Source organism: Bacillus sp. J14TS2 (assembly GCF_018333015.1).
Lineage (GTDB): Bacteria > Bacillota > Bacilli > Bacillales > Bacillaceae_C > Lederbergia.
Genome location: NZ_BORE01000024.1, coordinates 43,805 through 70,285 on the forward strand (window position 1 = coordinate 43,805; position 26,481 = coordinate 70,285).

At 37.6% G+C, this 26,481-nt stretch carries 25 protein-coding genes and 1 pseudogene; 3 read left to right on the forward strand and 23 right to left on the reverse strand.

Annotated elements, in window-relative coordinates; translation table 11 throughout:
* Nucleotides 1–63 precede the first annotated feature (63 nt).
* From KI375_RS24905 to KI375_RS24985, 17 genes and pseudogenes are all read right to left on the reverse strand, one after another.
* A complete protein-coding gene (locus KI375_RS24905; protein WP_212976075.1) occupies nucleotides 64–933 on the reverse strand; it encodes an ABC transporter ATP-binding protein in 870 nt (289 codons plus the stop codon).
* A 5-nt stretch (nucleotides 934–938) separates the two neighbouring features.
* On the reverse strand, nucleotides 939–1,310 hold the full coding sequence (locus KI375_RS24910) for a GntR family transcriptional regulator (RefSeq protein ID WP_212976076.1): 372 nt from the start codon (nucleotides 1,308–1,310) through the stop codon (nucleotides 939–941).
* Nucleotides 1,311–1,893: 583 nt separating this feature from the next.
* Nucleotides 1,894–2,697, reverse strand: a complete 804-nt coding sequence (locus tag KI375_RS24915) for an ABC transporter ATP-binding protein (protein WP_212976077.1) — start codon at nucleotides 2,695–2,697, stop codon at nucleotides 1,894–1,896.
* Between the two features lie 214 nt (nucleotides 2,698–2,911).
* Nucleotides 2,912–3,598, reverse strand: coding sequence for a FadR/GntR family transcriptional regulator (locus KI375_RS24920; protein WP_212976078.1), 687 nt, complete (start codon nucleotides 3,596–3,598; stop codon nucleotides 2,912–2,914).
* A gap of 177 nt (nucleotides 3,599–3,775) precedes the next feature.
* A complete protein-coding gene (locus KI375_RS24925; RefSeq protein ID WP_212976079.1) occupies nucleotides 3,776–4,918 on the reverse strand; it encodes an ABC transporter permease subunit in 1,143 nt (380 codons plus the stop codon).
* On the reverse strand, nucleotides 4,915–5,787 hold the full coding sequence (locus tag KI375_RS24930; RefSeq protein ID WP_212976080.1) for an ABC transporter ATP-binding protein: 873 nt from the start codon (nucleotides 5,785–5,787) through the stop codon (nucleotides 4,915–4,917). Before KI375_RS24930 ends, KI375_RS24925 begins: the two co-directional genes overlap by 4 nt.
* The gene (locus KI375_RS24935; RefSeq protein WP_212976081.1) at nucleotides 5,778–6,527 is read right to left on the reverse strand and encodes a hypothetical protein; all 750 of its coding nucleotides are present in this window, start codon (nucleotides 6,525–6,527) and stop codon (nucleotides 5,778–5,780) included. The genes KI375_RS24930 and KI375_RS24935 overlap by 10 nt, the downstream gene beginning before the upstream one ends.
* Nucleotides 6,520–7,074, reverse strand: coding sequence for an RNA polymerase sigma factor (locus KI375_RS24940; RefSeq protein ID WP_212976082.1), 555 nt, complete (start codon nucleotides 7,072–7,074; stop codon nucleotides 6,520–6,522). Before KI375_RS24940 ends, KI375_RS24935 begins: the two co-directional genes overlap by 8 nt.
* Nucleotides 7,075–7,461: 387 nt before the next feature.
* Nucleotides 7,462–9,495 carry a HelD family protein gene (locus KI375_RS24945; protein WP_212976083.1) on the reverse strand — a complete coding sequence of 678 codons (2,034 nt, stop codon included), beginning with the start codon at nucleotides 9,493–9,495 and terminating at the stop codon, nucleotides 7,462–7,464.
* Between the two features lie 210 nt (nucleotides 9,496–9,705).
* Entirely contained in the window at nucleotides 9,706–10,854 is a 1,149-nt protein-coding gene (gene dgoD, locus KI375_RS24950) for a galactonate dehydratase (RefSeq protein ID WP_212976084.1), read from the reverse strand.
* Between the two features lie 58 nt (nucleotides 10,855–10,912).
* A complete protein-coding gene (locus tag KI375_RS24955) occupies nucleotides 10,913–11,548 on the reverse strand; it encodes a bifunctional 4-hydroxy-2-oxoglutarate aldolase/2-dehydro-3-deoxy-phosphogluconate aldolase (protein ID WP_212976085.1) in 636 nt (211 codons plus the stop codon).
* A 331-nt stretch (nucleotides 11,549–11,879) separates the two neighbouring features.
* The gene (locus tag KI375_RS24960) at nucleotides 11,880–12,857 is read right to left on the reverse strand and encodes an MBL fold metallo-hydrolase (RefSeq protein ID WP_212976086.1); all 978 of its coding nucleotides are present in this window, start codon (nucleotides 12,855–12,857) and stop codon (nucleotides 11,880–11,882) included.
* Between the two features lie 21 nt (nucleotides 12,858–12,878).
* The gene (locus tag KI375_RS24965) at nucleotides 12,879–13,868 is read right to left on the reverse strand and encodes a Gfo/Idh/MocA family protein (RefSeq protein WP_212976087.1); all 990 of its coding nucleotides are present in this window, start codon (nucleotides 13,866–13,868) and stop codon (nucleotides 12,879–12,881) included.
* Entirely contained in the window at nucleotides 13,861–14,892 is a 1,032-nt protein-coding gene (locus KI375_RS24970; RefSeq protein ID WP_212976088.1) for an alcohol dehydrogenase catalytic domain-containing protein, read from the reverse strand. The genes KI375_RS24965 and KI375_RS24970 overlap by 8 nt, the downstream gene beginning before the upstream one ends.
* Nucleotides 14,893–15,202: 310 nt before the next feature.
* Nucleotides 15,203–16,059, reverse strand: a pseudogene (locus KI375_RS28060) (aldo/keto reductase).
* A gap of 195 nt (nucleotides 16,060–16,254) precedes the next feature.
* The gene (locus KI375_RS24980) at nucleotides 16,255–17,370 is read right to left on the reverse strand and encodes a PQQ-dependent sugar dehydrogenase (protein ID WP_212976089.1); all 1,116 of its coding nucleotides are present in this window, start codon (nucleotides 17,368–17,370) and stop codon (nucleotides 16,255–16,257) included.
* 334 nt (nucleotides 17,371–17,704) lie between these two features.
* Nucleotides 17,705–18,745: an NAD(P)-dependent alcohol dehydrogenase gene (locus tag KI375_RS24985; protein ID WP_212976090.1), complete on the reverse strand. Its 1,041-nt coding sequence runs from the start codon at nucleotides 18,743–18,745 to the stop codon at nucleotides 17,705–17,707.
* Nucleotides 18,746–19,312: 567 nt separating this feature from the next.
* Here KI375_RS24985 and KI375_RS24990 point away from each other — a divergent pair.
* The 3 genes from KI375_RS24990 to KI375_RS25000 all read left to right on the forward strand — a co-directional run bounded on the left by KI375_RS24990 (nucleotide 19,313) and on the right by KI375_RS25000 (nucleotide 21,917).
* Complete coding sequence (locus KI375_RS24990) at nucleotides 19,313–19,720, forward strand: MerR family transcriptional regulator (RefSeq protein WP_212976103.1); 408 nt, start codon at nucleotides 19,313–19,315, stop codon at nucleotides 19,718–19,720.
* A gap of 532 nt (nucleotides 19,721–20,252) precedes the next feature.
* Nucleotides 20,253–21,062 (forward strand): aldo/keto reductase family protein, encoded by an 810-nt coding sequence (locus KI375_RS24995; protein ID WP_212976091.1) that lies wholly within the window; start codon nucleotides 20,253–20,255, stop codon nucleotides 21,060–21,062.
* 345 nt (nucleotides 21,063–21,407) lie between these two features.
* A complete protein-coding gene (locus KI375_RS25000) occupies nucleotides 21,408–21,917 on the forward strand; it encodes a cupin domain-containing protein (protein WP_212976092.1) in 510 nt (169 codons plus the stop codon).
* Nucleotides 21,918–22,136: 219 nt separating this feature from the next.
* Here the strand turns inward: KI375_RS25000 and KI375_RS25005 are convergent, their stop codons facing one another.
* The 6 genes from KI375_RS25005 to KI375_RS25030 form a co-directional block, all read right to left on the reverse strand.
* Nucleotides 22,137–22,508, reverse strand: a complete 372-nt coding sequence (locus KI375_RS25005) for a VOC family protein (protein ID WP_212976093.1) — start codon at nucleotides 22,506–22,508, stop codon at nucleotides 22,137–22,139.
* Nucleotides 22,508–23,539 carry an S-adenosylmethionine:tRNA ribosyltransferase-isomerase gene (locus KI375_RS25010; protein WP_212976094.1) on the reverse strand — a complete coding sequence of 344 codons (1,032 nt, stop codon included), beginning with the start codon at nucleotides 23,537–23,539 and terminating at the stop codon, nucleotides 22,508–22,510. The genes KI375_RS25005 and KI375_RS25010 overlap by 1 nt, the downstream gene beginning before the upstream one ends.
* Complete coding sequence (locus KI375_RS25015; protein WP_212976095.1) at nucleotides 23,536–24,261, reverse strand: SDR family NAD(P)-dependent oxidoreductase; 726 nt, start codon at nucleotides 24,259–24,261, stop codon at nucleotides 23,536–23,538. The genes KI375_RS25010 and KI375_RS25015 overlap by 4 nt, the downstream gene beginning before the upstream one ends.
* 274 nt (nucleotides 24,262–24,535) lie before the next feature.
* Complete coding sequence (locus KI375_RS25020) at nucleotides 24,536–25,087, reverse strand: GNAT family N-acetyltransferase (protein WP_212976096.1); 552 nt, start codon at nucleotides 25,085–25,087, stop codon at nucleotides 24,536–24,538.
* 12 nt (nucleotides 25,088–25,099) lie between these two features.
* Nucleotides 25,100–25,723, reverse strand: a complete 624-nt coding sequence (locus KI375_RS25025; protein ID WP_212976097.1) for a TetR/AcrR family transcriptional regulator — start codon at nucleotides 25,721–25,723, stop codon at nucleotides 25,100–25,102.
* A 169-nt stretch (nucleotides 25,724–25,892) separates the two neighbouring features.
* A partial coding sequence (locus KI375_RS25030; RefSeq protein WP_212976098.1) for a sensor domain-containing protein occupies nucleotides 25,893–26,481 on the reverse strand: 589 nt, incomplete at its 5' end.

The following is a 26,481-nucleotide window of genomic DNA, read 5'->3' on the forward strand; positions in this document are numbered from 1 at the left end:
GCAAAAAAAAAGAGAGCCTACCTTCACAAGTAAGATCTCTCCCAAGTTTGTATTCAATTTCTTTTACTCATCCCGCTGCTTCATTGCTTTCATGTAAAACATAATTTCCTCTAATGACGCTTCTTCTATCATGACATGGTCACCAAATAATTCTTTCACTTCCCCCACTTTATCAGTTAAGGCTTGAAACCCAGTTGAGGAACGTTCTATTTTAATAAAGCTCTCTTCCGTATCCCGATCAAGCAAATCGGTACTGCCTTTCACCAACGCATACTGCTCCTGCAGTTCATAAATTGGTTTATGAAAGAGGATTTCACCTTGATCAATCAGGACAATATAATCAGCAATCCGTTCTAAATCACTGGTAATATGTGTAGAAAAGAAAATCGTTCTTTTCCCATCTACCATTACTTCTTGAAAAATATCCAATAGCTCCCTGCGAGAAGTCGGATCCAATCCTGCTGTTGGCTCATCCATCATAATAAACTCTGCATCATGAGATAGAGCAATCGCGAGAGAAGCCTTCATCTGCATTCCTTTGGAGAATTTTTTTATAGGTTTATTGGAGGGTAATTCAAATTGATCTATATAGGCTTTGAATTGCTTATGATCCCAGCGTTTATAAGCTGGTGCGACAATTCTGCTAATATCCTTCAAATTCAGCGATCCATATAATACATTGCTATCATAAACAAAGCCGATCCGATCTTTAATTTCTTTTTCATGGCTGGCATAATCTAATCCAAATACACTTATTTCTCCAGCATCTGCTTGTAAGAGGTTCATCATCAGCTTCATTGTTGTCGTCTTTCCCGCTCCATTCGCTCCGATAAATCCGGTGACAAAGCCTTGTTTTATCTGTAAATCGATATTATCTATAGAGAATGCCTTCAACTCTTTAGAAACGCCACGGAGTTCTATCACATTTTCCATCCCCATCACTCCTCGTACAACAACTTCAGCAACTCTTGCAGTTCATCATAGGACAGGCCAATTTCACGACTATTTGAGATCACCGCACTTAACTGCTCTTCAATCACCGTTAGTTTTTTCTCGCGAATAACCTCTAAATTTTGCTCAGCCACAAATGATCCCTTTCCAACAATCGAATAGATAAATCCCGATTTCTCTAGTTCTTCGTATGCCCTCTTGGTAGTGATCACGCTGATTTTTAACTCCTTAGCCAGCTGTCTTATGGATGGAAGTGCGGTTCCTTCTGCTAACTCGCCTGACAAAATAGCCGTTTGAATCTGTTTCATAATTTGTACATAAATGGGCTCTTTCGAACTGTTTGATATAATAATTTGCATTCGAATACCTCTTTTTCATTGTATATCCTCATTATACACATTATAGAAACCGTGAATAACCCTATTCAATAGCCAATTGCTGAACATCTGTCCAATGCTCATCCCTTATATCTCCCAATTACTTGCTTTTCACTATTGTATATATAACACATAAACATTATATACAACAGTTAAACATCATTACCTCTATATATCAAGTAATTTCCAATAAGAAAAAAACAGTGATTTTACTAGATCACTGAAAAATTAGTCTAGCGACCTAAATACATCTCACTGCAAGATATAGTTAAAATATATAGATAAATGGAGATTAATGAAGAACAAAATATCTCTTTAAAATGCCACAATGGAATATGCTCCCCTTCCACGGACGGCTAATAAGCTTTGCACTCTGGAGTCTTGCATATTCCATTTGCTAGACTTGCTTTTCATTTCATATTTCCCTCGATAATCCAAATACCCAAATTTATTAAATAATGAACAAGACTAGCTAATTTGGATGTATCAGAATGAACTAGCAGTGTTCCCCCACTTATCATTCGCATTTCTCTCGAATTCTTGAAATAAGGTCTTTATTGGCAGTTCATTGGTGATAAACACTCGAAGCTTTTTGGATTGTTAACCAAGGGCGATTTTCTTCCCAACGAATTTTCACTGGCATTTTATATGCTTTTGATAATAATTCGTCTGTCAAAACTTCTTTCTTTGGTCCTGAAGCGACTATTTTTCCATCACGAATTAATAATACATGTGAAATAATATCAGCGATTTCTTCAATATGGTGAGTCACATAAAGCAAGTGACAATTTTTTTGGTCAATTTTGTTCATTAAATTTAACACTTCTTCACGTGAGAACACATCTAAGCCTGTACAAGGTTCATCAAGTATAAGAATTTCAGGATCACTCATTAACGCTCGAGCAATAAGTACTCTTCTTCTTTCTCCCTGAGACAACATACTATACGTTTTCCCACTCAAATAAGTTAAACGTAATGTAGAAAGTAAAAAATCTGCTTTCTCCCAATCTTGATCAAAAACATGTTCATATAAACCAAATGAGGCAAATTTACCACTTACAACAACTTCCTCTACCGTTTCTTGTTCTAAAACATTTAAAAATCTCTCTAATGAACTACTGACATATCCAATTTTTCTTCTTAGATCAGGTAAGCTTGTCTTACCAAATTCATTTCCCAGCACAGTAACCTTTCCTGTAGTTGGAAAATTATACCCGTTGACAATATTTAATAATGAGGTTTTTCCTGACCCATTTAGCCCTAGAATGCACCAATGCTCATTTTTCTTTACATTCCAATTAATTAGGTCTAAAATTTCTTGCTTGTTTCTTCTCCATGATACATCCTCGAAGCTAATAACTTTATCCATGGGGAACCACTCCAATATCCGTATTTGTACAAATCAGTAATTCACAGTTTAAATTGGGATTGTTCATTAATCTTGTTCCCTGCTTCAATAAGTATGTCAAACTCTGTTTTTAACATAGGCAATTGCACCTCAAAAGGAATGACTTTTTTAACCCCTAAATAAGAGTAACAGCATTAAACATCTTATCATCAGACGTTTATGCATAAAAAATTTGTTATAATTCAGCGATGGTACCTTCCAAAATAAGAAGCGTATATTTTACAGCAAGTTCAGGACTTTTCTCTTTAATAGAATCATACAATTTTTCATGATGATGTGATTGTGGATCATGTGAACGATATTCTTTATTTAATTTGTGCATAGCGTCTGATACTACTTGAGAAAATGTACGAAATAAATCAATAATAACGCCATTTTTACAAGCTATGGCTATGGACATATGAAATTCAATATCTGACTTGGTATATAGTTCTCGATCATCTTTTTCCAACGCTAATTTGCGTGTATCCAAATGAATACGCATAGTCTCTAAATCCTTTGCATCTCGGCGAAGAGCAGCTAATCTCGACATTTCTAACTCCAGCATCTTCCTTGCATCATACACCTCTATTAGTTCCGCACGGTGCAATCGATGTGAAAGAGGTTCTTGAATAGTTGGATTTGCTTTTAAATATGTGCCAAATCCTTGTTTTTTCTCAAGTAGTCCAGCGTGCACCAAAACCCGTATGGCTTCCCTAATAGTTGAACGTCCTACTCCAAATAGCTCCATTAATTTTGGCTCTGTAGGAATTTTTTCACCAGGTCGAATCTCCCCAGTAGATATTTTATGTTGTAACTGCTGAACTACATCGTCCACTAGCTTATGTGGTCTTAAAGTTTGAAACGTTAATTTATCATTCATCTGATCATCTCCTGTTTTCACAAGCCTAGCATTTCCCTTAAAAAAATACAAGGCTAAATTTTAAACTTATTAAAGCGATTGCGGAAAAGGATGTAAAACACAAAACTCAACCGAGCATAAGTCAGTTGAGCAGTTGATTAATCTAGTCTAATTCTAATTATCTTACTTAGCAATGAATCATGTTACTTGATACCGTTTCATTCGTAAATACACGACTACATCGAAACCAATTTTCATAACCACTAAGACGATCATCGTCAGCACGATATTGTGTGCAAAGGATTGAAGGAGAAATTCTTGCTTTGTGGTCATTAGCGTTAAAAAATCTTCAATCCGATAGTGATTGATTGGAAACAAGTTTAATAGTTTATATACGATACCCCTTTTAATTAGTTGAGTAATGGCTTTTGGCAAAAGGAATAAGCCTAATGCAATGGTTAGAGCACTGAACGGTGAACGGGTAGCAGAGGAAACATATAATGTAATCCCTACAATCGCTAGCAACCCAATAATTTGAAGAGCCTCTGCTAACAAGAATACTTGTAGCTGATTGATTTCATCAGGAAAACGAAACAATTCTAATGAAAAATTTGTTTGAATACTCGTATCCCAACCAGTAAAGCCACTATTATACACATAGAAAGCGGCCAGTAAAACCACTTGAACCATGAGAAAGACAAAAGTGGAAATCAGTGTTGCTGCGATGATTTTCGCGATCGTTAATTTGTTTCTGCCAAATCTTGTAGACAATAACAACTGATTCATATTTCTTGAAGTATCACTAGAAAAAACTAGAGAACAGACAAGAATAGTTACAATACTAGTAAGGATGAATAATTGACCCATAACTTTAAATAGGTCATACCATGTTACATAGCTGCCCATTTTCAAAGGCGTTTCAAATTGGGTAAACCCTATATCTTTAATCGTTTTAGGGTTAATTTGATCAATTGTCATTTTTTCGCCTTGCTCCATGGCGTTATTCAATTTTAAATAGTTATCTTCACCTTTTGGAAAAAATGTAGCGGCTATTTCATATGAGAACATATCAAAAATTCTATTATTCACATCAACATTTTGATATCGATCGATATAATCCGCAAGGATCTCCTTTACGTTTTGATCTGTAAACTCTCCAGTACTTTTTTCAACGATCTTATGATAGAGTTCAAGACCTTCCCCTTGTTTTGTGTTGACCTGTGAATAATGAAAACCAATAAGCAATATACTTGCCAAAACAAAACACGACACAATTAGTGCGCCAATAAACGTTTTGTTTTGTCGTATTTTTTCCACTTCATACTTTACTATTGTTCTCATTTCCGTGCGTCCTCTCTAAAATAGTATAGATATAAATCTTCCAATGTTGGTTGCACTTGTTCGGCATTATCAGTAGGTTTTTCTTTTGAAATAATCCTTAATACTGTCCCTCTTGTTTCATGCTTTTGGTTGCTAATAATATGCTTTGCTAGCATTTCATCCAATTTAGCTGGTTCAACAACAGACTCCCATACATAGCCTTGAATGGTATTGACTAGTTCAGAGGAAGCACCTCTGTTTTCAAGTTTTCCTTGATTCAATACTAGTATTTCGTCTGCAATATACTCAACATCAGAAACAATATGAGTGGAAAGAATGACAATTTTATTTTCGGAAAAAGAGCTTATTAAATTCCTAAATCGAACCCGTTCCTTTGGATCTAACCCAACTGTCGGTTCATCCAAAATTAATATTTCCGGGTCATTAATCATGGCTTGAGCAATCCCCAACCGTTGTTTCATTCCACCAGAGTACTTTTTAATCTTTTTATTCCGCACATCTTCTAATCCGACTAATTTTAACAGCTCAAGGCATCTTTTTTTAGCAACGTTTTTATTGAGTCCTTTGAGAGCCGCGATATACTGCATAAACTTCATCGCGGTGAAATCAGGATAATAACTGAAATCCTGTGGTAAAAAGCCCAATACTGAGCGAAAAGCATCTGGATTGCTTCGTACATTGTCATGATTATATGTAATTGTGCCCGCAGTTTGTTTCATCACACCACAGATAATTCTAAATAAAGTCGTTTTTCCGGATCCATTTGAACCTAAAAGGCCGTACACTCCCGGTTTTAAACGAAATGAAACATGGTCAAGGACAACTGTATCATCATATTTTTTTGTAATATTATCTAGCTCTAATAGCATGAGCAAAGCACCTCCCATTTTTTAACATTAAGCATATTCATGACAATTAAAAGTAAAATGATGATTGAAAAAATAAACCCTGCTTCCCAATACTTGATCTCAATCTCATAAACATTGAAAAGATTAGCTACAAGGATAATCCCCATCAGAATGAGTCCTGAGCTTATCCAAAAAACAACAGATGAGAGCGTGTTTCTCCAAATCGTAAAAAGAGAAAATAGCACAATACAAGTAAAATTAAAGGGTACAAGTAAATATAAGATGATCTGCCAGAAGGAAATGGCCATCACCCCCTGAGAAATAAAAGCGAGACAAGTAATGAGTACTAAATCTGCTAAGCCAAAGATCAGCAATTTTATGACAATATGCTGGCGTAGATCATATTTGAGTGTTTGCTCCAATTCCCACATGCCAGTTGTAAAACTGCGAAATAATTCATTAATAAAGAAAATAACAGAGAAGACCACTGTCACGGTTAGGCATTGCAGAATGAAGCTGGCTGGGTCATCGTTTATCACCTTCGTAATTAAAAAAGTCGTCAAGAACAGGAGAGCAAATTGAATCAGCCAGGTTTGAAGTCTGGTGAATCGAATAGATGAACGAAGGAGGTCGAGCAGAGAATATTTGCCAAGTTGATGTTTCATGATCTTTTGCTTTCCTAAATCAATGATCGCTTGTCTCTGCATATCATCGCCTTTAATTTCATAATTCTTCATTTTTTTGATCGTTTCATTATCCATCCATAAACTCCTCTCTATCCAATAATCTACTAAGTTTTTTTAGGCCTTGTTGAATCCTTGATTGCGTTGTAGGAACGCTTGTCCCAGTAATTTTGGCAATATCCTTCACTTTTAAATCATAGTAATATTTCAAAATTAGTGCCTCTTTTTGAATATCAGGAAGCGTGTTTAGTGCGGCTTGGATTTGATTTGCACTCTCTTCCATGACCAAATTCGCCATAATAGTTTCAGTACTGCTATGTATAACATTCTCATCTAATTCCGACTGGGTAAATTTCTTTTTGTTATAGTAGTTATTACATACATTTACAGTAATCGTGAATAAATAGTTAAAGAACTTCCCCGTAAATTTATATGTAGCGATGTTTTCAATGACTTTAAGAAAGATATCTTGGGTTAAATCGGCAGCTAAAACCCGATTACCAAAACATCTTCGTACACAAAATGAAAAAATTTGATCATAGTACTTACTAACTAATTTCTCCCAAGCATCCGTATCCCCAGATTTAATTTTTCGAATTAAGCTATAATCTTCGATCGTCCTCACCTATTCATAACAAAAATACTTCTCACTATAAATGAACAAAGATCTTGCAGAAATCATTTAAATAAATTAATTTCGTAAAAAAATCCTGTTTAATATAATACGGAAAACACAATATGCAAGACTAAACACCGCTGATTTCCGTTCTCCAAAGGTGGTAAGTTTCCTCATCGCCAGTACTTTAACGAAGAGGACAAACTATAATATCATAATATATAACTAATTGCGGTGTATAGCTTCGGCTTACACTTAAGGGGACTGGATGTGTCTGCTCCTCTTTAAATTTGCTCACTATATCTATATTCATAAAAAGATGACCCTAATTTCATGATTGAAATTAGGGTCATCTTTTTTTATAAATAAATCGGCTTTTAACTTTGTAATGTTTCTCTATCCAATCGAAATCAATTCAGATGGTTTCCCACTATACATAATTGATAAATGATGAAGTGCTCTTGTGCAACCGACATATAATAATTTTGTTGTTTGCTCTGTGTTTGGATAATCTATCTCATCAACATCGACCATCAGTACGGAATCAAATTCTAATCCTTTTGATACATACACTGGTAATAAGGAGATCCCGCCTTCGTATGTTTGATCTTCGGTTGTCATCATATTTAATTCTGGAAGTTCTTTTTTTAGTTGGGCATAAATTTGGTCACATGCTGATTCAGTTCGTAAAATAACGGCAATGGTGTTCATGCCCTTGTGTTTCATTTCATTCACCCAGCTTACGATTTTCTCCGCTTTATCTTCTGGTTGTATTTGTTGAATCTGCACATCATCCCCGCTCCGAAATACTGGCTCTGCATATGCGGGTGGGCTAGCGAGATGACGGAGGATCTTGTTGGAAAAAGCAATAATCTCATAGGTGGAACGATAGCTTTTCGTCATTTGGAAGAATTTTGCACGAGATCGATCGAAAAGTTCAATAAAACGTTCCCATTCGTCAATCCCTTCATCATGATGAATACCTTGTGCCAAATCTCCTAATATCGTAAATGATGCTTTTTTTGTGCGCGCATTTAATACAGAAACTTGATAGGGGGAGAAGTCTTGCGCCTCGTCAATGACAACATGATCAAACCGATCTTCTTTCTCGATGCCAAACCAATAATCGTGAATATCCAATAAAGGAGCTAAATCATCTAGAGCTATATTTTTCTTTGGTGGTAAAATGTCCGCTTTCCCCATTCTTTTTAAGATTTCTGCATACAACTCATAGGGCTTTCTTTTTTTCCATTTACGTAAGTATTTTCTTAGTTGCGTCTTTCCCTCTTTCCGTGCTTGCGCTTGTTCTTTTTTCTCTTCATACATCTTTGCCTCAATTTCAACCCAACGTGTTAATTTCGCTTTAAGTCTTTCGTATTTCTTTGTCACAGGGCTATCTTTAAAATCGTTTGCTACCCAATGTTTTATTTTCTCTAGGGAAACACCTTGTTTATTTTCCCAGGGAATAAAGTCTTCTTCTGGAAGCCAGTCTTGCTCTAATTGTGATAATTGCGCTTTTATTTTCTGTTGAAATACTAATGTTCCTTTCAAGTTATCCCGCTCAACACGATCTGATTCAAAAAAGTTCTTTCTTCTTTTGCTAAGAGATTCCAGTTGGCAATTTGGATCATCAATAATCGTCATTGCCCATTTTGGAAAGGTTGTTTGCACAATATCTCCCACGCCCAATTCAGGTAGTACTTGAGAAATATAATCGAGAAAGATCGTGTTAGGTGCAAAGATAATCATGCGATGTGCGTTTAATTGCTCACGGTATTCATATAACAAATAGGCTAGTCGATGAAGGGCTACAGTCGTTTTTCCACTCCCAGCTACTCCCTGGATAATGACAGCTTGATTTAAAGGATAACGAATAATTTCATTTTGCTCGCCCTGAATGGTGGCGACAATGTCACGAAGTCGATTATCCTTTTGATCACCTAATTTATATAATAGAAATTCATCTCCTCCAGATGATTCCTGTTCTCCGCGAATATAGCGGTCTACTACTCTTTGCAGCTCCTGGTCATAGGTGACGATATTTCTTTTTAAATTGATTTCACCCTCAACAATGCCATCAGGTGATTGATAATATACATCATCTTCACTCCCACTAAAGCCATAGAATAGACTGGAAATCGGCGCACGCCAGTCGGTAATGATAACATTCCCGTTCTTCTCATCAAAAACACCCGCTTTTCCAATATAAACAACTCTTACTTCATCTTTTTCTTTAAAATCAAGTCGAGCAAAATAAGGTTCTTTCTTAGCACTGATTAATGATTCTAGCATTCTCTTCCTACTGTCATCTAAGGCTAATTCAGTAATATCATCACCAACATATCCAGATTTTGCTGCTACCTCCTCATATTGCTTGTTAATAATAGCTAATTTTTTGTTTAATTCCTTCTTTTCTTCTGCAAATGGCACACTGTCTCCTCCTTAACTGAATGTCTCGTTATTTTAGCAAGTAAATATCGAAAAATATAGACTTATAAATATATTTGATGTATACTACTAAATAGAGTATTGCCAAAAATTCACTTATTATAAAATAGTAAAACACACATAAAAAACCAACATCATTGTTGGCTTTTCACGTGTGTTTTTTAAATTTAATGCTGGTCCAAGGTTAACTTACTACCACTCTGCAATACTGCCATCTTTATGACGCCAAACAGGATTTTTCCAATCATGCCCAAGCTTTGCTCGTTCCCGTACATAGTCCTCATCTATTTCAATCCCTAATCCTGGACCATCCGGAATTTTCACATAACCATCTTTATAATCAAAAACAGTACGATCCTTGATATAATCAAGAATATCGTTTCCTTTATTATAATGAATACCCAGACTTTGTTCTTGGATAAAGGCATTATGGGATGTTGCATCTACTTGCAGACAAGCCGCTAAAGCGATTGGACCTAATGGACAATGTGGTGCAAGAGCGACATCATAGGCTTCTGCCATTGAAGCAATTTTCTTCACTTCTGTAATCCCTCCAGCATGTGATAAATCTGGCTGAATGATATCGACATATCCCTCTTCGAGTATCGGTTTAAAATCCCATCTTGAGAACATTCTTTCTCCTGTCGCAATTGGAATATGTGTGTGCTTAGCGATCTCTTTTAATGCTTCGTTATTTTCAGGTAAAACCGGTTCTTCAATGAACATAGGACGATAGGGCTCGAGTTCTTTCACTAAAACTTTTGCCATTGGCTTATGTACACGACCATGGAAGTCAACCCCAATCCCCACATCAGATCCAACAGCCTCTCTGATTGCAGCAATACGCTCGACTGCCTCATCTACTTTCTTATAAGAATCAATATATTGTAGCTCCTCAGTTCCGTTCATTTTTACAGCAGTAAATCCGACCTCTACAGCTTTTTTTGCTGCTTCTCCTACATCAGACGGTCGATCACCGCCTATCCATGAATACACCCGAATCGAATCGCGACAAGCTCCGCCCATCAACTGGTAAATTGGTGAATGGAGATACTTACCTTTTATATCCCATAAAGCCTGGTCAATTCCGGCAAGCGCACTCATTAATATCGGTCCTCCGCGATAAAAACCAGATCGGTACAGCATATTCCAATGATCTTCGATACGTAATGGATCTTTTCCAATTAAATATGTCATTAATTCTTCCACTGCCGCTTTTACAGAGTGTGCCCTGCCCTCAACAACAGGTTCTCCCCATCCAACAATGCCTTCGTCCGTTTCGATTTTCAAAAAATTCCATCTTGGTGGAACGATAAAGCATTCAAACCCTGTAATTTTCATATGTCAATCTCCCTCACACTTTAATTTTCATTTCAACAATTTTCTCATCACCCATAATTTACCGTTTATAAGCACTTACAATCTTCACCATTTCTTCAGCTCTTCGTTGGATCTCAGCAAAGTTTTTCTGTTTGACTAGATTTTTATCAACAATCGGGGACCCTACACCTAAGGCAAAGCTCCCTGCTTCTAAAAAATCAATGACCGTATCAGCTGTCACTCCCCCAACAGGAATCATCTCAATTTGTGCGAGTGGTCCTTTTAAATCCTTTATATATGTTGGACCTAATGTACTGACTGGGAAGATTTTTACCACCTTTGCCCCTAATTCAGAGGCTCTTACCACTTCTGTTGGCGTTAATACACCTGGAATGATCGGTACATTATAACGATTAGCCGTAATAATCGCTGCTTCATTTAGGGTCGGGGCTAATAAAAATGATGCCCCCGCAAGAATCGCTAACCTTACTGTTTCCGAATCTAAAACCGTTCCCGCACCTACCAATATATCTGGATAACGCTGTTTTACAGTCTTAATGGCATCCAATGCACCTGGTGTATTCATCGTAATTTCTAAAATGCGAATGCCTCCTGCATAAAGGCTATCAACAACCTGTTGCAAATCCGCATCAGCATCTGCTCTAATGATTGAGATAATTTTGTGTTCATTTATTGTTTGTAAAACAGAATCCATATGTATTCTCCTTTGCTTCTATGTTTATATCTATGTTTTTATTTAAAGGTGAGAAAGTATAAATTTCGGCTAATACTTGATCTAGCTCCAGGCGCCATCGGCGGGCGCCTGGAGCTTTTCTTATTTTTAAGGAAACTATAAAAATCTTGGCCTGTGGATAACTGTTTACGTTGCGGCTTGACATCCAGCTCCATCGCCCAGCGACTAGCAAACTTTCGGTTTCTTCCTACGATGAGTCAACATCCATTCGCTTTCCAAGCTCATGGTGTTTCCTTTATCTCAGGCCTACAGGATGTAGGTCAGAACAGCGTTGCGCCAGGACGGCGCGTTTTTAGCTGTTCATCCTTACTATGAAAGTTTGTACGTCGCTAAACGGGCGCTTGCGCTTTTGTTCTTTTCTGTAAATGAATCGCTCTCCAGCGACCATCATATGAAATTTTTGAGAGGGGTAATGATGAAAAATATAATCTACAAAATAAGCGGGATTTTCACTATTATTTGGGAACATATCATAATGCATAGGAATAATTAAATCCGCTCCCACTTCGATACCAAAATCCACAGCTTCACGATAATTCATATTTCCAATGATTCCTCTTGATGTTCTTGAATAGTCTGTTCCATTAATAGGTACAAACACAATATCCGGTTGTAATCCAGCTACTTTATCGATTATTTCCTTCGTTGCAATCGTGTCGCCGCTATGAAACACTTTAACACCGTTTACTTCAATAAAATAACCAAAATAGTATGGATTTCCATTTTGATCTCTTTCATATCGTGTATGAGCAACTTCAATGGGAATAATAGTAAAGCTCTCAATATGGAAGCTTGAATCATTCGCAACCTTGATCATGTTATGAATCCCGATATCGCTAAGCCAAGATGAATGGGAAGCGGGTGCTACAAAGCTTGAATCATTCGCAACCTTGATCATGTTATGAATCCCGATATCGCTAAGCCAAGATGAATGGGAAGCGGGTGCTACAAAGCTAGTCTTTTCAGAGATCTGGGATATTTGTTGTAATGTCTCTAAATTCATATGATCATCATGAAAATGTGTAATGAGCACTCCGTCAATTCCCGCTAATTGTTCTGGTGATAACGGAGGTGGGAAGGACCTTTTGAATTCAGTATCTGGATTATCCAACTCTATCGAATAGGTCAGATACGGGTCTATACAGATGAAGCCGTTTTCGCCTTTGAGAATAATTCCCGATTGGCCCAAGCTCCAAATAGCCACTTCGGCCTTATATGTATTTGTGTTTTTTATTTCGTTTATTAGCTCTCCATCCTGTTTATAGAGCATCGCTTCATCACCGCCTACTATTTATTCTGATATTTCTATTCTCATTCCCGAATGAAAGGATTTGATTGCAGCATAAGCAATTTTAAGAGCACGATACCCTGCTTCAGCATGTACAGGAGCTGGCTTTCCAGATTTTAATGCTTCCAGTAGAGCATCAATATGCCGATCGAAAGTTTTATGAAATTCTCTGTTTGGATCATTAAAATAACCTGCTTCCCATACTTCACCAAATTCACTTCCTGTAGAATGAAAGGAATATTTTTTTACAGTATCATAAATAACCGATCTTCCCTTGATCCCATTAATTTCTACACGGTGAGTTTCAGGATAAGCATATGAAGATTCATAGGTTCCAATTAAATTTCCGACCGCCCCACTTTCAAATCTAAGTGACAATGACATTGTTTGAAAGCCACCGCCAGTTATATCTGCCATTTCCGCCATAACAGATTTTATAGGACCGCATAAATGTTCAAGCATATCGAAACCATGACATTGTGTCTCGATCAAATTAGCATAAGGGTGATTGCTTGATCCTTCTCCGCCGAATCGCCAAGAAACAAAAGATACATCGCCAATTTCCCCATTTTTCATAGCATCATAGGCTAACTGAACTGGCTTAGCATAACGATGATTGAAGTTAATGGCAAAAAATAAATTTCGTTTGTCCGCCTCATTCAAAAGTATTTCTGCTTCTTCTAACTCAAAGGCAATTGGTTTTTCAACTAATAAAGGAAAACCAGCCTGAATAACTTGAAGAGTTGGAGCGAAGTGTTGCTGATTTGGCAGACATATACTAACCAAATCGGGTTGTTCCATCTCTAACATCTTTTCAATATTTGTATAAGCTTTTGTTGCAAATAACTCGGCCCGTACTTTTGTCTTCTCTGAATTACGACCAACAATCGCACATAAATGAACATCTTCGCGATCTTTAAATACCCGTGCATGCTGATATCCCCAGCCGCCTGTTCCAATCACAGCCACTTTTATTTGCTTATTTTCAGGCATGCTCAATAATCACCTTTCCTGTGTTTCCCATAAAAAATAATTCAAAAGCATGCTGAATATCTTTAACATTAAAACGATGTGTAATGATTTGTTGCATGTATGCTAGATTTTCTTTCAGGAGTCTATTATTCCTTTCCAATTCATTATATTGAAAGTATTCACTTCCTAAAACAGCCCGTTCAGTCGCAATCAAATCATGAGAAACCTCTAAATGTAGTTCTTGGCCATGTCCGATACAAACGAGTACACCGCGTTGATTAAGTGCATTTAACACAGATTTTCTAGCTGCGGTTTTACCGCTTGTATCGAAAGCCGCATCTACTCCCTTACAATTGACTCGTTTCAGCGCATCCTCCAAAGATGACTCATTTAAATCAATCGGAATCGCACCTAACTTTTCTGCCAAATCAAGACGATATGATACATAATCCATGATATATACTGGAACCTTTTTACCGAGAAGCAGCTGACACATAGCCAGCACACCAAGACCAATTGGACCCGCTCCAGCAATAAGTACAGACCTAATATCTGGATGTACAAGTTCTGCACGCTTTATTGCATGTCCCCCTGTACCCATGATATCTAACAGCATCGTTGCTTCAGTCAATGGGATTGATGGATCAATCGGGAAGAAAACACTTTCATTCACAACAATATAAGGGCTATATCCTCCATCTTTATTAAAGCCATAGTCCCCTCGTTTTTCTTGACATTGATTTGTATTACCAGATTGACAGTTTCGACATACACCACAGTAATCCATCAGAAATATAACGCCAGGTGTTCCCACCACTGTTTTTGTATCTTCTCCGACTGCCATTACCATTCCGGATGCTTCATGCCCTGGGGTCACTTTACTTCCATCAAAAAATTGATTGCGTTCTGAACCACATAAGGCATTCGCCTTCACCTGAATCAATAATTGTCCTGGGCCGGGAACCGGCACTTCCTTTTCTCTAAAATCCACTCTAGAATTACCGATAAATACAGGGATTTCCATTACTTCCTTAGCTAACTCCATCACAAGTCCCCCCAATAGTGTTTATGAATTTTAATGTTTTCCCCTCTTGCCCTACTCAGCGCCCTTGCGATGGGGGAAAATTCAGAAAAATTGTTAAAGTACTATCAAATTCCCCTTTAATGTTACTATAAACGTTAACATAAAATGTATTTTTTTCAATTAAATATTAATATGTTTATAGAAATAATCTTTCCCTATTGTGTGTTTATGAATGATGCAAGTTAGAGGAGGCTGAGACCTCATACAAGGGAAAGTAAGTTTCTGAAGCGGCGATCGTTCGTTTTGTGTCCCAGCCTCATAGTCTCATCACTTACCACAAAGCTAGCGGTTCGCTAACAATTGGTTCTGGATAGACAGAGTCTATTTTAACTAGATCCTCTTTTGTAAGCTGAATATCTGCAGCCTTTACATTATTGATAACATGTTCCGAATTACTAGATTTGGGAATCGCAATGGTATGCTCATTTCGAATACACCATGCCAATAAAATTTGAAAAACATCTGCATGATGCTTTTTCGAAATATCTAATAAAACTTTTTGTTTCGTTAAAGCAGTCCCTAAACGATCCCCTCTTGCTACAGGAGCATATGCCATTAATGGTATGTTTTTTTCTTTCATCGTAGGAACTAAATCGAAATCAATTCCACGATCTCCTAAATTATAACGAACTTGGTTCGCAGCACAGCAATGACCTTTAGGCAGTTTTAATAATTTCAGCATATCATTGACATCAAAATTAGAAACTCCCCAAGCCTTAATTTTCCCCTGTATTCTAGCTTTTTCCATTGCTTCTATTGTTTCTTCTATCGGAATACCGCCTTTCCAATGGAGCAAGTAAAGAGCTACATAATCTGTTTTCAACCGTTTAAGGAATTTTCTAAGCTGAGGGGAATTTGCTTTTTGGAAGCATTATTAGGAAGAACCTTTGAAACTAGAAAAAGTTTTTCCCGGTCAAAAGGTTCAATTGCATGACCAACCAAACGTTCAGCATTGCCATTACCATACATTTCAGCAGTATCAATCACCTGAACACCGTGTTCAAGGCCCGCTCTTATTGCTTCTACTTCTTGAGAAAATTTACCTGCATTGTCTCCCACATTCGAAGTACCTAAGCCTATGGGAAAAACTTCTCTTCCGGCTATTTTTACCTTTTTCAAATTCTTCACTCCCTGGAAATAAAAGTTTGCTAATCGCTGGGCACTGGAGCCTGTAGGAATACCTACCTTATCTCTTTAATTGCCATTCTATCGATAGTTACACTATCAACCCTGAAGTCGGCTCTAGGGCAATACTAGGCACTCTTTGAAGAATAACAGCATTTGTAAATTTGGTTACAGTTGGTGAAAATAATTCTTACGCTTCTATTGTTCATCTAATTCTGAAAGCGAAATTTTATATAGCCTATCATCATTCCCTTGGGAAATCCCCCGTCCATCTTTATTATTACTAATAAAATAAAGATTACCATCCTCAATCCATACGTCTCGAATTCTTCCAAGATCAGTTACGACTTCACGGTATTCACCTGTTTCAGGATCAAATTCTAGAACCGCATTTCCTCTTAATGCCGCAACGTACAACTTCCCATTATCATGGTCCATCCCAGATGGTGCCCAAGTTGATTCCTGTCCAGAAGTGAATAGTGGCGAAACCATCCCAATTTCTTCCTCATTGCCTTCAATAATTGGCCAGCCGTAATTTTGACCCGCTTCAATTACGTTCACCTCATCATTGGCATTATCACCATGTTCACTTGCATACATCGTACCATCGGGCAACCAAGTCATTCCTTGGGGATTACGATGTCCATAACTATAGACATAGGAATCTGAAAACGGGTTATCATCTGGTACAGATCCATCTAAATTCATTCTTAGAATTTTTCCACCTAAAGAATTAAGTTCCTGTGCTATTTCCCGCTCAGCAGCATCCCCAGCTGTTGCATATAGTTTTTCGTCTGGCCCGATTTTAAGTCTTCCTCCATGGTGGTAAGAACCGCTAGGAATCTGGTCAAGAAGCAGACTCTCTTCTCTCCACACATCCCCTTCCAATTGAAGTGTTACAATGCGGTTAAATTGTCCCTCGCTATTTTCATACGTATAGTAGGCATAGGCTAGGTTTGATTTGGAAAAATCAGGAGCAAGGACAAAGCCAAGTAACCCAGCCTCTGAGGCTGTTGATACCTCTTGCTCGAGTTCTACATTTTGTCGTTCCACTTCTCCCTCTTCTATTTTGACAATGCTTCCTGGCCTTTCTGTTAAATAAAAAGTATCCTCCAAATTTTCGATAGACCAAGGAACATCTAAATTTTCTGCAATGACTTCTAGACCTTCAATAGTCGATGATACTTCCTTTTCTTTTGAATTTTGCGAATTATTTGGCGAGTTTTGGTTACTAGGAGGATTTTGCTTATCATTTGCAGAACAGGCAATAAGGAATAGAATACCGATTAGATAGCTTGTTAAGATTTTTTTCATTTACATCACCCTTCATACAATGCTCTTGATATAAAGAATCTTTCCAGGCTTCATTAGTTGAATGATCGTGATAGAACGATCATTCAACTATTGCTTCGTATTTACTATCTCACATAAAGTGAACCTTCAATCAGTGGGGGTTTTCTTTCATCCCCCACTGATTTCAGAGGATCAAAGGCTAAAATCGCGACATCCTGTCGCTACGCCTTTGTGACCAACATCTTGTTGGCCTGAACCAATCGGGCTTTTACGGGCAGTTATCCCCCACCTATGCTACTCCGTATTCTCTAAAGCCTTGAGGTGGGGGTATTACTGCCCGTTAATGCGGGATAAACTACATTGTGCTAATATCGATTACGAATCGATATCTGACATCAGAAGCCAGGACACGTTCGTATGCTTCATCAATTTGATCAGCAGAAATAACCTCAATTTGAGGAGCAATGTTATGCTCGGCACAAAAATCTAACATTTCTTGTGTCTCTCGAATACCGCCAATCGAGGAACCTGCAAACGAACGACGATGACCAATTAGAGATTGTACATTTAAGGATAAAGGTTCTCCGGGAGCACCAACATTAACCAATGTGCCATCAAGTGTCAGCAATCCAAAATAGGCATCCATATCGATTTTTGCACTCACTGTATTAATAATTAAATCAAAAGAGCCGGATAGTTTCTCAAATGTTTCTGGATTACTTGTAGCGTAGTAATCATCAGCACCAAATTGTAATCCGTCATCTTTTTTATTCAATGTTTGCGAGAGAACTGTTACCTCTGCCCCCATCGCATGTGCAATTTTGACGGCCATATGACCAAGTCCGCCCATCCCTACAACAGCTACCTTCTTACCTGATCCAGCTTTCCAATGGTTTAACGGGGAATAGGTTGTAATTCCCGCACAAAGTAAAGGAGCGGCGACATCAAGTTCGATATTGTCTGGAATTTTAACAACGAAATCTTCCACCACCACAATATGGGTCGAATAGCCGCCTTGCGTTGGTTCACCATATTTGTCTACACCCGCATAGGTCTGAATATTTCCTTCTACACAATATTGTTCTTCCCCTCGAAGACAATTCTCACATTCTCCGCAGGAATCAACCATACAGCCAACACCTACACGATCACCGATTTGATATTTCGTAACCTCAGGTCCAACCTCTGTGACAATCCCTGCAATTTCGTGCCCAGGAACAAGCGGATAATGCACATCTCCCCATTCACCATGAGCAGTGTGAATATCAGAATGACATATACCTGCATATTTGATTTCAATTAATATATCCTTTTTATCCAGATTTCGACGTGCAATTTCAGCTTCTCGAAATGATTTGTTTGGACCATCGACAGCTCGCGCTTTAGCAGTTACCATAATTAAAACCTCCGATAATATTTGTTAAAATAAGGTGTTAGCAATAGATAGGAATGCTGATAAAATTTTACTTTAACCCATCTGTCCCACCTTTTTTCTTGGAAACTATGTTACTCCATGAAGTTAACTCTAGGTCAAGTGATTAGATCTTTTTCTTAGAATTTAGTTCAATCTTTTTCAACCACCCTTCCAACATAAAAAAGACAATTTAACATTGAATCTACTATTTGCAAAAAAGAACTTTTCTGCTTGTTCTTCATTCATTTTGACACTTACCAAATACTTTGTTAAAATTCCTCCCAAACATTAAGTTAGCTCAAGGTTTATATTTATAAAGCGAGAATTATTGAGGTGTTGGCGTCCGTTTAGTGACGTACAAACTTTCTTAATAAGGGTGAACGGCTGCGGCAGACTCAAACGCGAACGTCCTGTCGCTTCGTCTGCACTAGTACGTCCTGTACGTCGCAACGCCGATGGACTCGCTCCTGCGATGACGCCTGAAGCTGGACAACAACTGCCCAGTCTTGCTTTCTTATCTTTTAAAAAAGGGAGAATTAAGAATGACCTATCTCTATCAGTGATGTTGCCAAAAAGTTGAATCTCACTATCCATACTTTACGTTATTACGATCGAGAGGGACTTATCCCTTTTGTAGAACGGACCGCTAGTGGAACTAGAGTGTTTAAAGATTCAGATTTAGACTTATTAAAAATAATTCAATGCCTGAAATCTAGCGGAATGACCATTAAAGATATTAAGCAATTTATTCAATGGTGTTCTGATGGAGATGCCAGTCTACAACAAAGATACGATCTATTTATGAAACAAAAAGATGTTGTCGAGACACAAATGGAGGAACTAAAAAAGACACTAGGTGTTATCGAACATAAATGTCAATATTATAGGACAGCACTTGATGCAGGAACAGAAGATGTTCATAAAAATAATAAGATAGGAAACACCGTTTTTGAGTAATGTAAAAAAATGCTAAACTTCAAAGACGAGCAATGGGAGAAAGTATTTGCAGACTCCGTCCGGGAGTATGAGTCGGCCAAGGCCTGGCCATCTATTTGTTTTTCCTGTCTCAATCCACTTTTGCTGAACTCAAGTAGATTAGTGGGACCCAATGATTGATGTTAATATTAAAAGGGTACTAAATGGTATAGTTGCTGTCTGGCCTACTTTTTTAGTATAAGATTTTGGACAGGAAGTGATGTGTATAACGGGACAAAACTTTGGAACAGTTCAATTCACCTGAACAGGTTAAAATTACGATCGATTGAGCTGAAGGTACAGTACTTAATGATATTCTTATAACATCTATTAAACAGTGTATTTCAATCTAAATTTGTGATTTCAGTTTCCGAAAGTATTAGTATGGCATCGTTATACAGTAAAGCACAGTTGAAGTATATTTTGAATTAAAAATGAATGGGTTCATCATTTTCTTACGAAAAACTAAGTTTACTAAAAATGAATATTTTAATATGAACGGGAGGAAGTATTGATGGAATTTGTTACATTAAGCATGGGCTCAACATTACCGATTGTTGGCAGCGGGACTAATACCTTTGGGAAAGTAGATCGTAACTATATGGGAGAGATCAATGGTGATACCACCGAATTGAAAGATGCGATCACCTTAGGATATCGTCATTTTGATACAGCGATTTCTTACCGAAATGAAGCTGTTGTAGGTAAAGCGGTTAAAGAGAGTGGGTTACCTAGAAGTGAGTTCTTCTTGACCACAAAAATTCCTGGTAAGGAAGAATACACCGCCAATGAAGCTGCAGTACGTCGTGGGGTGGAAGAAAGTTTAGCAGCTTTAGATACATCATATATTGATTTGTATTTAATTCATCATCCATGGGATAATTTGGCAGAGATTCCTGGCGTTTGGCGTGTTTTAGAAGAATATGTTGATCAAGGTATTTTAAAGGAAATTGGTGTGTCCAATTTTGATGAAAAAGAATTAGGTCATCTTTTAGAACATGCTCGCATTCGACCAGCAGTCAACCAAATTGAATCCCATCCAGGAAAATGGAACGACGGTATTATCAGTTATTCTTTAGAGAATCAAGTCATTCCAGAAGCATGGGGACCATTAACTAGAGTCAGTGATGAAGCTCAAGAAGCTCTAAGTGCCATCGGAACAAACTACAATAAAACGTGGGCACAAATCATTTTACGCTACCAAATTGAACGCGGTGTTGTGGTGATTCCTAAATCACATAACAAAGAGCGTCAAGCCTTGAACTTAGAAATTTTTGATTTTGAATTGACAGAGGATGAACGTAAGATAATTGCGAGTTTGTAGTATAGAACTTAGCTTATATAAAGTGAAACTTCAACCAGTGGAGGCTTTCCTTCATCCTCCACTGATTCGTATCAAAGGCTAATTCTCGACACCTCTCTTGTTAAAGGAAACATGAGGAGCTCAAAGGGTGAATCGATGTTGACTTACGTAATCAGAAATCGTAAGTTTGCTAGATTAGGGCAGTGTACCCCGTATTCTCTATATCCCTAAGGAGAAGTCTTACAGCCAGTTAATGTAGGATAAAATCAATTAGCACATAGGAGGACAATATTGCTCATTCATTTTTTTGATGGAAAATAATGAAGTACTCCTACAAAAACAAAATATTAATGGGAGTGGACAACAATGAATAAACAAGAAAGTATTGAAATAAAATCTTTTAACTTTAAAGATGATGGACATATCCCTAATAATCCCAACTACTCATTACTTCTTTATGAAAACGTTCTAAATTCTAAAAATGATATAAAAGAAATTTTTAGTCAGAATGATTGGTACGGTGCATGGAATGGAACAGTGGCCACTCACCATCATTATCATAGTAATACCCATGAAGTACTCGCAGTAGTTAGCGGATGGGCAAATCTTCAATTAGGTGGAGAAAAAGGAGTAGAAGCTAAAGTTAAAAAAGGAGATGTTATTGTTCTGCCTGCAGGCACAGGACATAAATTAATAGAAAAAAGTACAGAGTTCGCTGTTGTTGGCGCATATCCAAACGGCAATAAATACGATTTTTGCTATGGAAAAGAAGATGAACGCCCTAAAAAAATAGAAAATATTCAAAATGTTCCTGTTCCAGATACTGATCCGTTGTTTGGCAGGAGCGGTCCATTGTTCTCTTTCTGGAAGAGATGAGGCTGCCTTATATCATTCTGATCAGTCGCAGGAGATCTTTTGCTGATAGCGTTGTGAAAAAGAAAGAGGAATATTCATTTCACTTTTTAGCCAGATTCCATTTCTTCGCCCGATTAGATGGAAGTTTGGCCCGATTCATTCAAAGTTTCGCCCGTTTTAACACGGAAACCGCCCGATTATGCCAGAAAAACACTTCGCTTTTTTAATCCATAAACAGCCTTATATTGAAGCAGATGACTTGCACACTTGAATAAGCTCTATTATCTCACCATCAGGTCCTTCATAAAAAACAGTTACCCAGCCATTTTTCAGCTTATAGGGACCATCTGATGAACAGAGTCCCTTTCCTTTCAACTTTTTCATCCAGCTTTCTATGTCTTCAACTTGCCACGCTATATGAATTGAATGGCATGGGGACGGACTGTCCGCTGATTTAATTAATTCGATTCGCACATCTTCGTTTTGTAAAAAAGCAATTTTCTCATCGCTCAATGTAAGGTATTGCTCAACTTTAAAGTTAAACATCCTTTCATAGAATGAAATAGAATCAGCTAAATTCCCTACATCAATACCAGCATGATGCCATCTCATCACTTCTCTCCCATTGATAGGATTAGATTCATATCACCAAACTCATGCCAAAGATATTCGGCCGACAATGCTTCTTCATAAGCTTTCATAAGCAGTTTTTCATCAATAAAAGCACTAAGCAGATCCAGATGACTTGCCTCTGGTTCATGAAACCCTGTTAAAAGTCCGTCCACTGCTCTCAGCGGGTAGCCTTTTTGAATATATAGACGTGTGATTCCTTCCTGTGCTTCAACATAACCAGTATGGTTGACCGCTGTTTCAAGAGCACGAACAACGGTTGTTCCTACTGCAATAACACGCCCCTTATCTTTTTTCGCTGTGTTTACCAACGCTGCTGTTTCTTCTGGAATGCAAAATGTTTCGGGATGGTTACTCGGATCAGGCCAGCGGTCATGTCCATAATAACTTAATCCAGCATGCAGCTGCAGGTAAGCAATTTTGACTCCCTTTTGCTGTAATCTATTAAGCAGCTTCCAAGAAAAGGCTCTTCCTGCTGAAGGCATTTCCACTGAACCTGGAACGGAAGCATAAACAGTTTGATACATCTCTAACGGCCACGGTGTTTTAATATATTCATAGTAAACCGGCTCTCCGTATCGATAAATCGCATCGGATAAAACCAATCCACTCTTTGAAAAGGAAAGAATCATCAAAGGTGCCTCATTTCCTTTTCCTATAATGGTTGCCGTCAATTCTCCGGGTAAATCTATCTTTTCCCCCACATTCAATGTATCTTCTATAATAAGTGCTTCCCATTCATGGTCAGATAATTTTCGGGATAATCGAATTTCAATTGTTTGCTTCCCTCTTTTTCCTTTTAACACAGGCGGAATAGTGCGGCTATTATTGAGTACAAGCAAATCCCCGGCACGCAGACTGGAATCCAGCTGATCAAAATAATGATGAAAGGATTCTCCTGTCACTTTATCGAGAGTCATTAAGCGGACATGATCTCTATTGATTCCTCTATATTCCGCAGGGGTGCTTGCATCTAAATATTTAGGCACTTGGAAGGAACGGGTAGCCATCATTGAATGTCCCCTTCTTCATCTAAAAAAGATGGGGCTTCATATCTCATTCCGTTTACTTCCAGGGATTCATTCAATGCGATCGATACAAATGCTTTCGCTGTCTCATTAGGATCATCCAGTTCATAATCACAATCTGGAACCGCAATCCAGTGCATCTCTGTATCCATTTCGCCAGGGTCAACCATACATATACTAACCCCTGTATCTTGCAGTTCATCGGCCCATGTTTGCGTTAATCCCTCCACAGCGAACTTAGAGATACCGTAAGCACCCCATTCCGCATATCCCGTATTTCCTGCATCTGATGTGACATTAAGGATTCTGCCTTTATTTCGGGTTAACATGCCCGGCAATACACGTTTCGTGACAAGGAAAGGATTGATCGCATTGACTCGGAGTACTTCCGCAAAATCATGATCTGGATAATCCGCCAACAGTGTAGGTCCTGGACCAAATATGGATGCATTATTAATTAATACATCCACCCGGCCAAACGCTTCTTCCGCAATCGATACGAACCGCTCAACATCCTTGGCTTCAGAGGTATCTGCTGCTACTGCGACAACTTCTGCCCCAAGCTCCCGCGCTTCCAACTCCACCTTATTCAGCAGCTCTTCTCCTCTTGCACAAATGGCAAGCCGTACCCCTTGTTTTGCGAATGCCAAAGTCAAAGCTCTCCCAAGGCCTTTAGATGCACCTGTGATCATCACAACCGTTTTCATAAGATTCACTCACTTCCTTATTAATTAGTCCTTACTATTACTTTAAAGAAAGTGAGCATTGGATACATCGGGAAGAAGACGGAAAGCTACTACTCAAATAGATGGTTCACATATACAACTTTTGAATGAGAATCATCCGTTCAAAAAAAAGATCGTCAAATCTGAGCTGCCACTGTCAAATTTGCGGGTTAATTGTGATTTCCTATACACGAGCAACTCAATGTCATTGTTGGTTCTTCATATGTGTTTGTAAAGATTAATTTAAAAGATACAATTAATGAGAATTACCTTGCTTTTTGAAGTATTCATTTTGCAGAAGTCCCATATGGATAATGTCATGCCATTTTCCTTCCCTAAATAGGCTTTCTCTACTATTTCCTTCCTCGTGAAAACCAATTTTTTTATACAAACGAATGGCCCTATTATTGAATGAAAATACCTGAAGAGAAACTCTATGTAAATTCATTTCATAAAAGGCATAGTCCAACAGTAATTTTAATCCTTCTGAACCGTAACCCTCTCTCCAGTATTCCTTCTCTCCAATATCAATAATGCATTCAGCATTTCGATTCTTATCATCAATATTAATTAAAGCTACGACGCCTATCGATGTTTCATTGCTTTTTTCAACCATGATGTAACTTTTACTGGTATGTGATCCCAAGATAACCTGCTCAACAAACTCTCTAGTTGCTTCCAACGGATAAACATCTAATGAAGGATTGGTAGAATACATAACATCCATATCATTTCTCCACTTATGATAAAGCGCTGTATCTTCTATTGTCATCTTTCTTAATCTAACTCTTGATGATTCAAACAACATAATATCCCCTCCTTATTTTTCATGTATTGGATTAAGCAACTTTTCTAAAGTGAAAAGGAAGACAGATAATTGATCCTTTACTTTTGTTTGCTCATGCCCAAGCTGAAATGTGTCCAACATTAAACCATTTATAAATGATATAAGATAACTCGCAATCGAATAAGTAGACTGTTGAGGTTTAAATTCTTTTCTGCGAATGCCTTCGTTTAATGCTTTTTCAATAGCTTCTACAGTCCGAGTATAGCGTTCAGAAATATAAGGGAAATGATCTTTATTCTTTGCATAATTAGATGATAGAAAAAATTCTGCTTTTGCAAGAAGCAAGGTTTGATTAGCTGCTTCAATATAAAATTGTTGTTGCTCAACCCAGCTTTTTAATTGTGGCCATAATCGCTCCCCACCAGTTAACATAAAACATTGAACATCTTTTTGGTCATCATATTTTAAAACTTCGATAAAAACATGATCAATATTATCAAAATAACTATAAAATGCCCCTCTAGAGATCCCGGCCTCGTCCATAATATCTTGCATTGATGTGTGCACATATCCTTTTTCAATAAACACCTTCTTTGCTGCTTTAATCAACTCTCTTTTTCTTTCATTTTTATATTCTTCGCTCACTTTTGGTGTCATAAAACCACCCTCCATCGTGAATGACAAAAGGCATAAATAAACTATACACAAGTGTCGTTTATATCGTTCATTATAACGACACTTGTGTATAGTTTCAACCTTCTTGTATTAAAATAATGATATTGTAGGATTAGAAAAGGTTCCATAAGATAATAGATCAATAAATATTCTATCGCCAGCTCCGAATTGTTTCCATTGTATTCTTTGTATAACCTCCTGCCCACCTTACAATTGTTCCCGCCAAACGAGGTAACAACAATAATAAGATGATTCCTATTATGCAAGCTACAATAGCACGCGGTAATGTATCAATCGTGATCATCATGACGGTCATATCAAATAATCTATACAAATAAGTAGATAGAATCATCGCTATTGGCAGTAAATAACAGACAAAAGCAGCAATAAAAGTTAAGAAACCTAGAAGGAATCGTGGAAAAATCATAATTCCCACAGCAAGCCAATTTCTTTTATCTGAAACTTCCTTTGTCACTTTATCTTGTGGGTCCCACTTTAAGGTAGGAATATTGATGTACGCATATTTTTCTGCTGCTTTTCGATCTAAATCCAACAAAAAAGGAATCGTTCGAAAAACCCCTGCTAAAATCGGGATACCAACAACTGTAAAACTTACTCCAACGGAAAATATTACGCTTATTAAATAAAAAGCAAAGTATAAGAAACCAATAAAAAACCAGAGGAACAAATACACAAAATTTTTAACATTTGAGATAAGTAATTCCATATAAAAAACCACC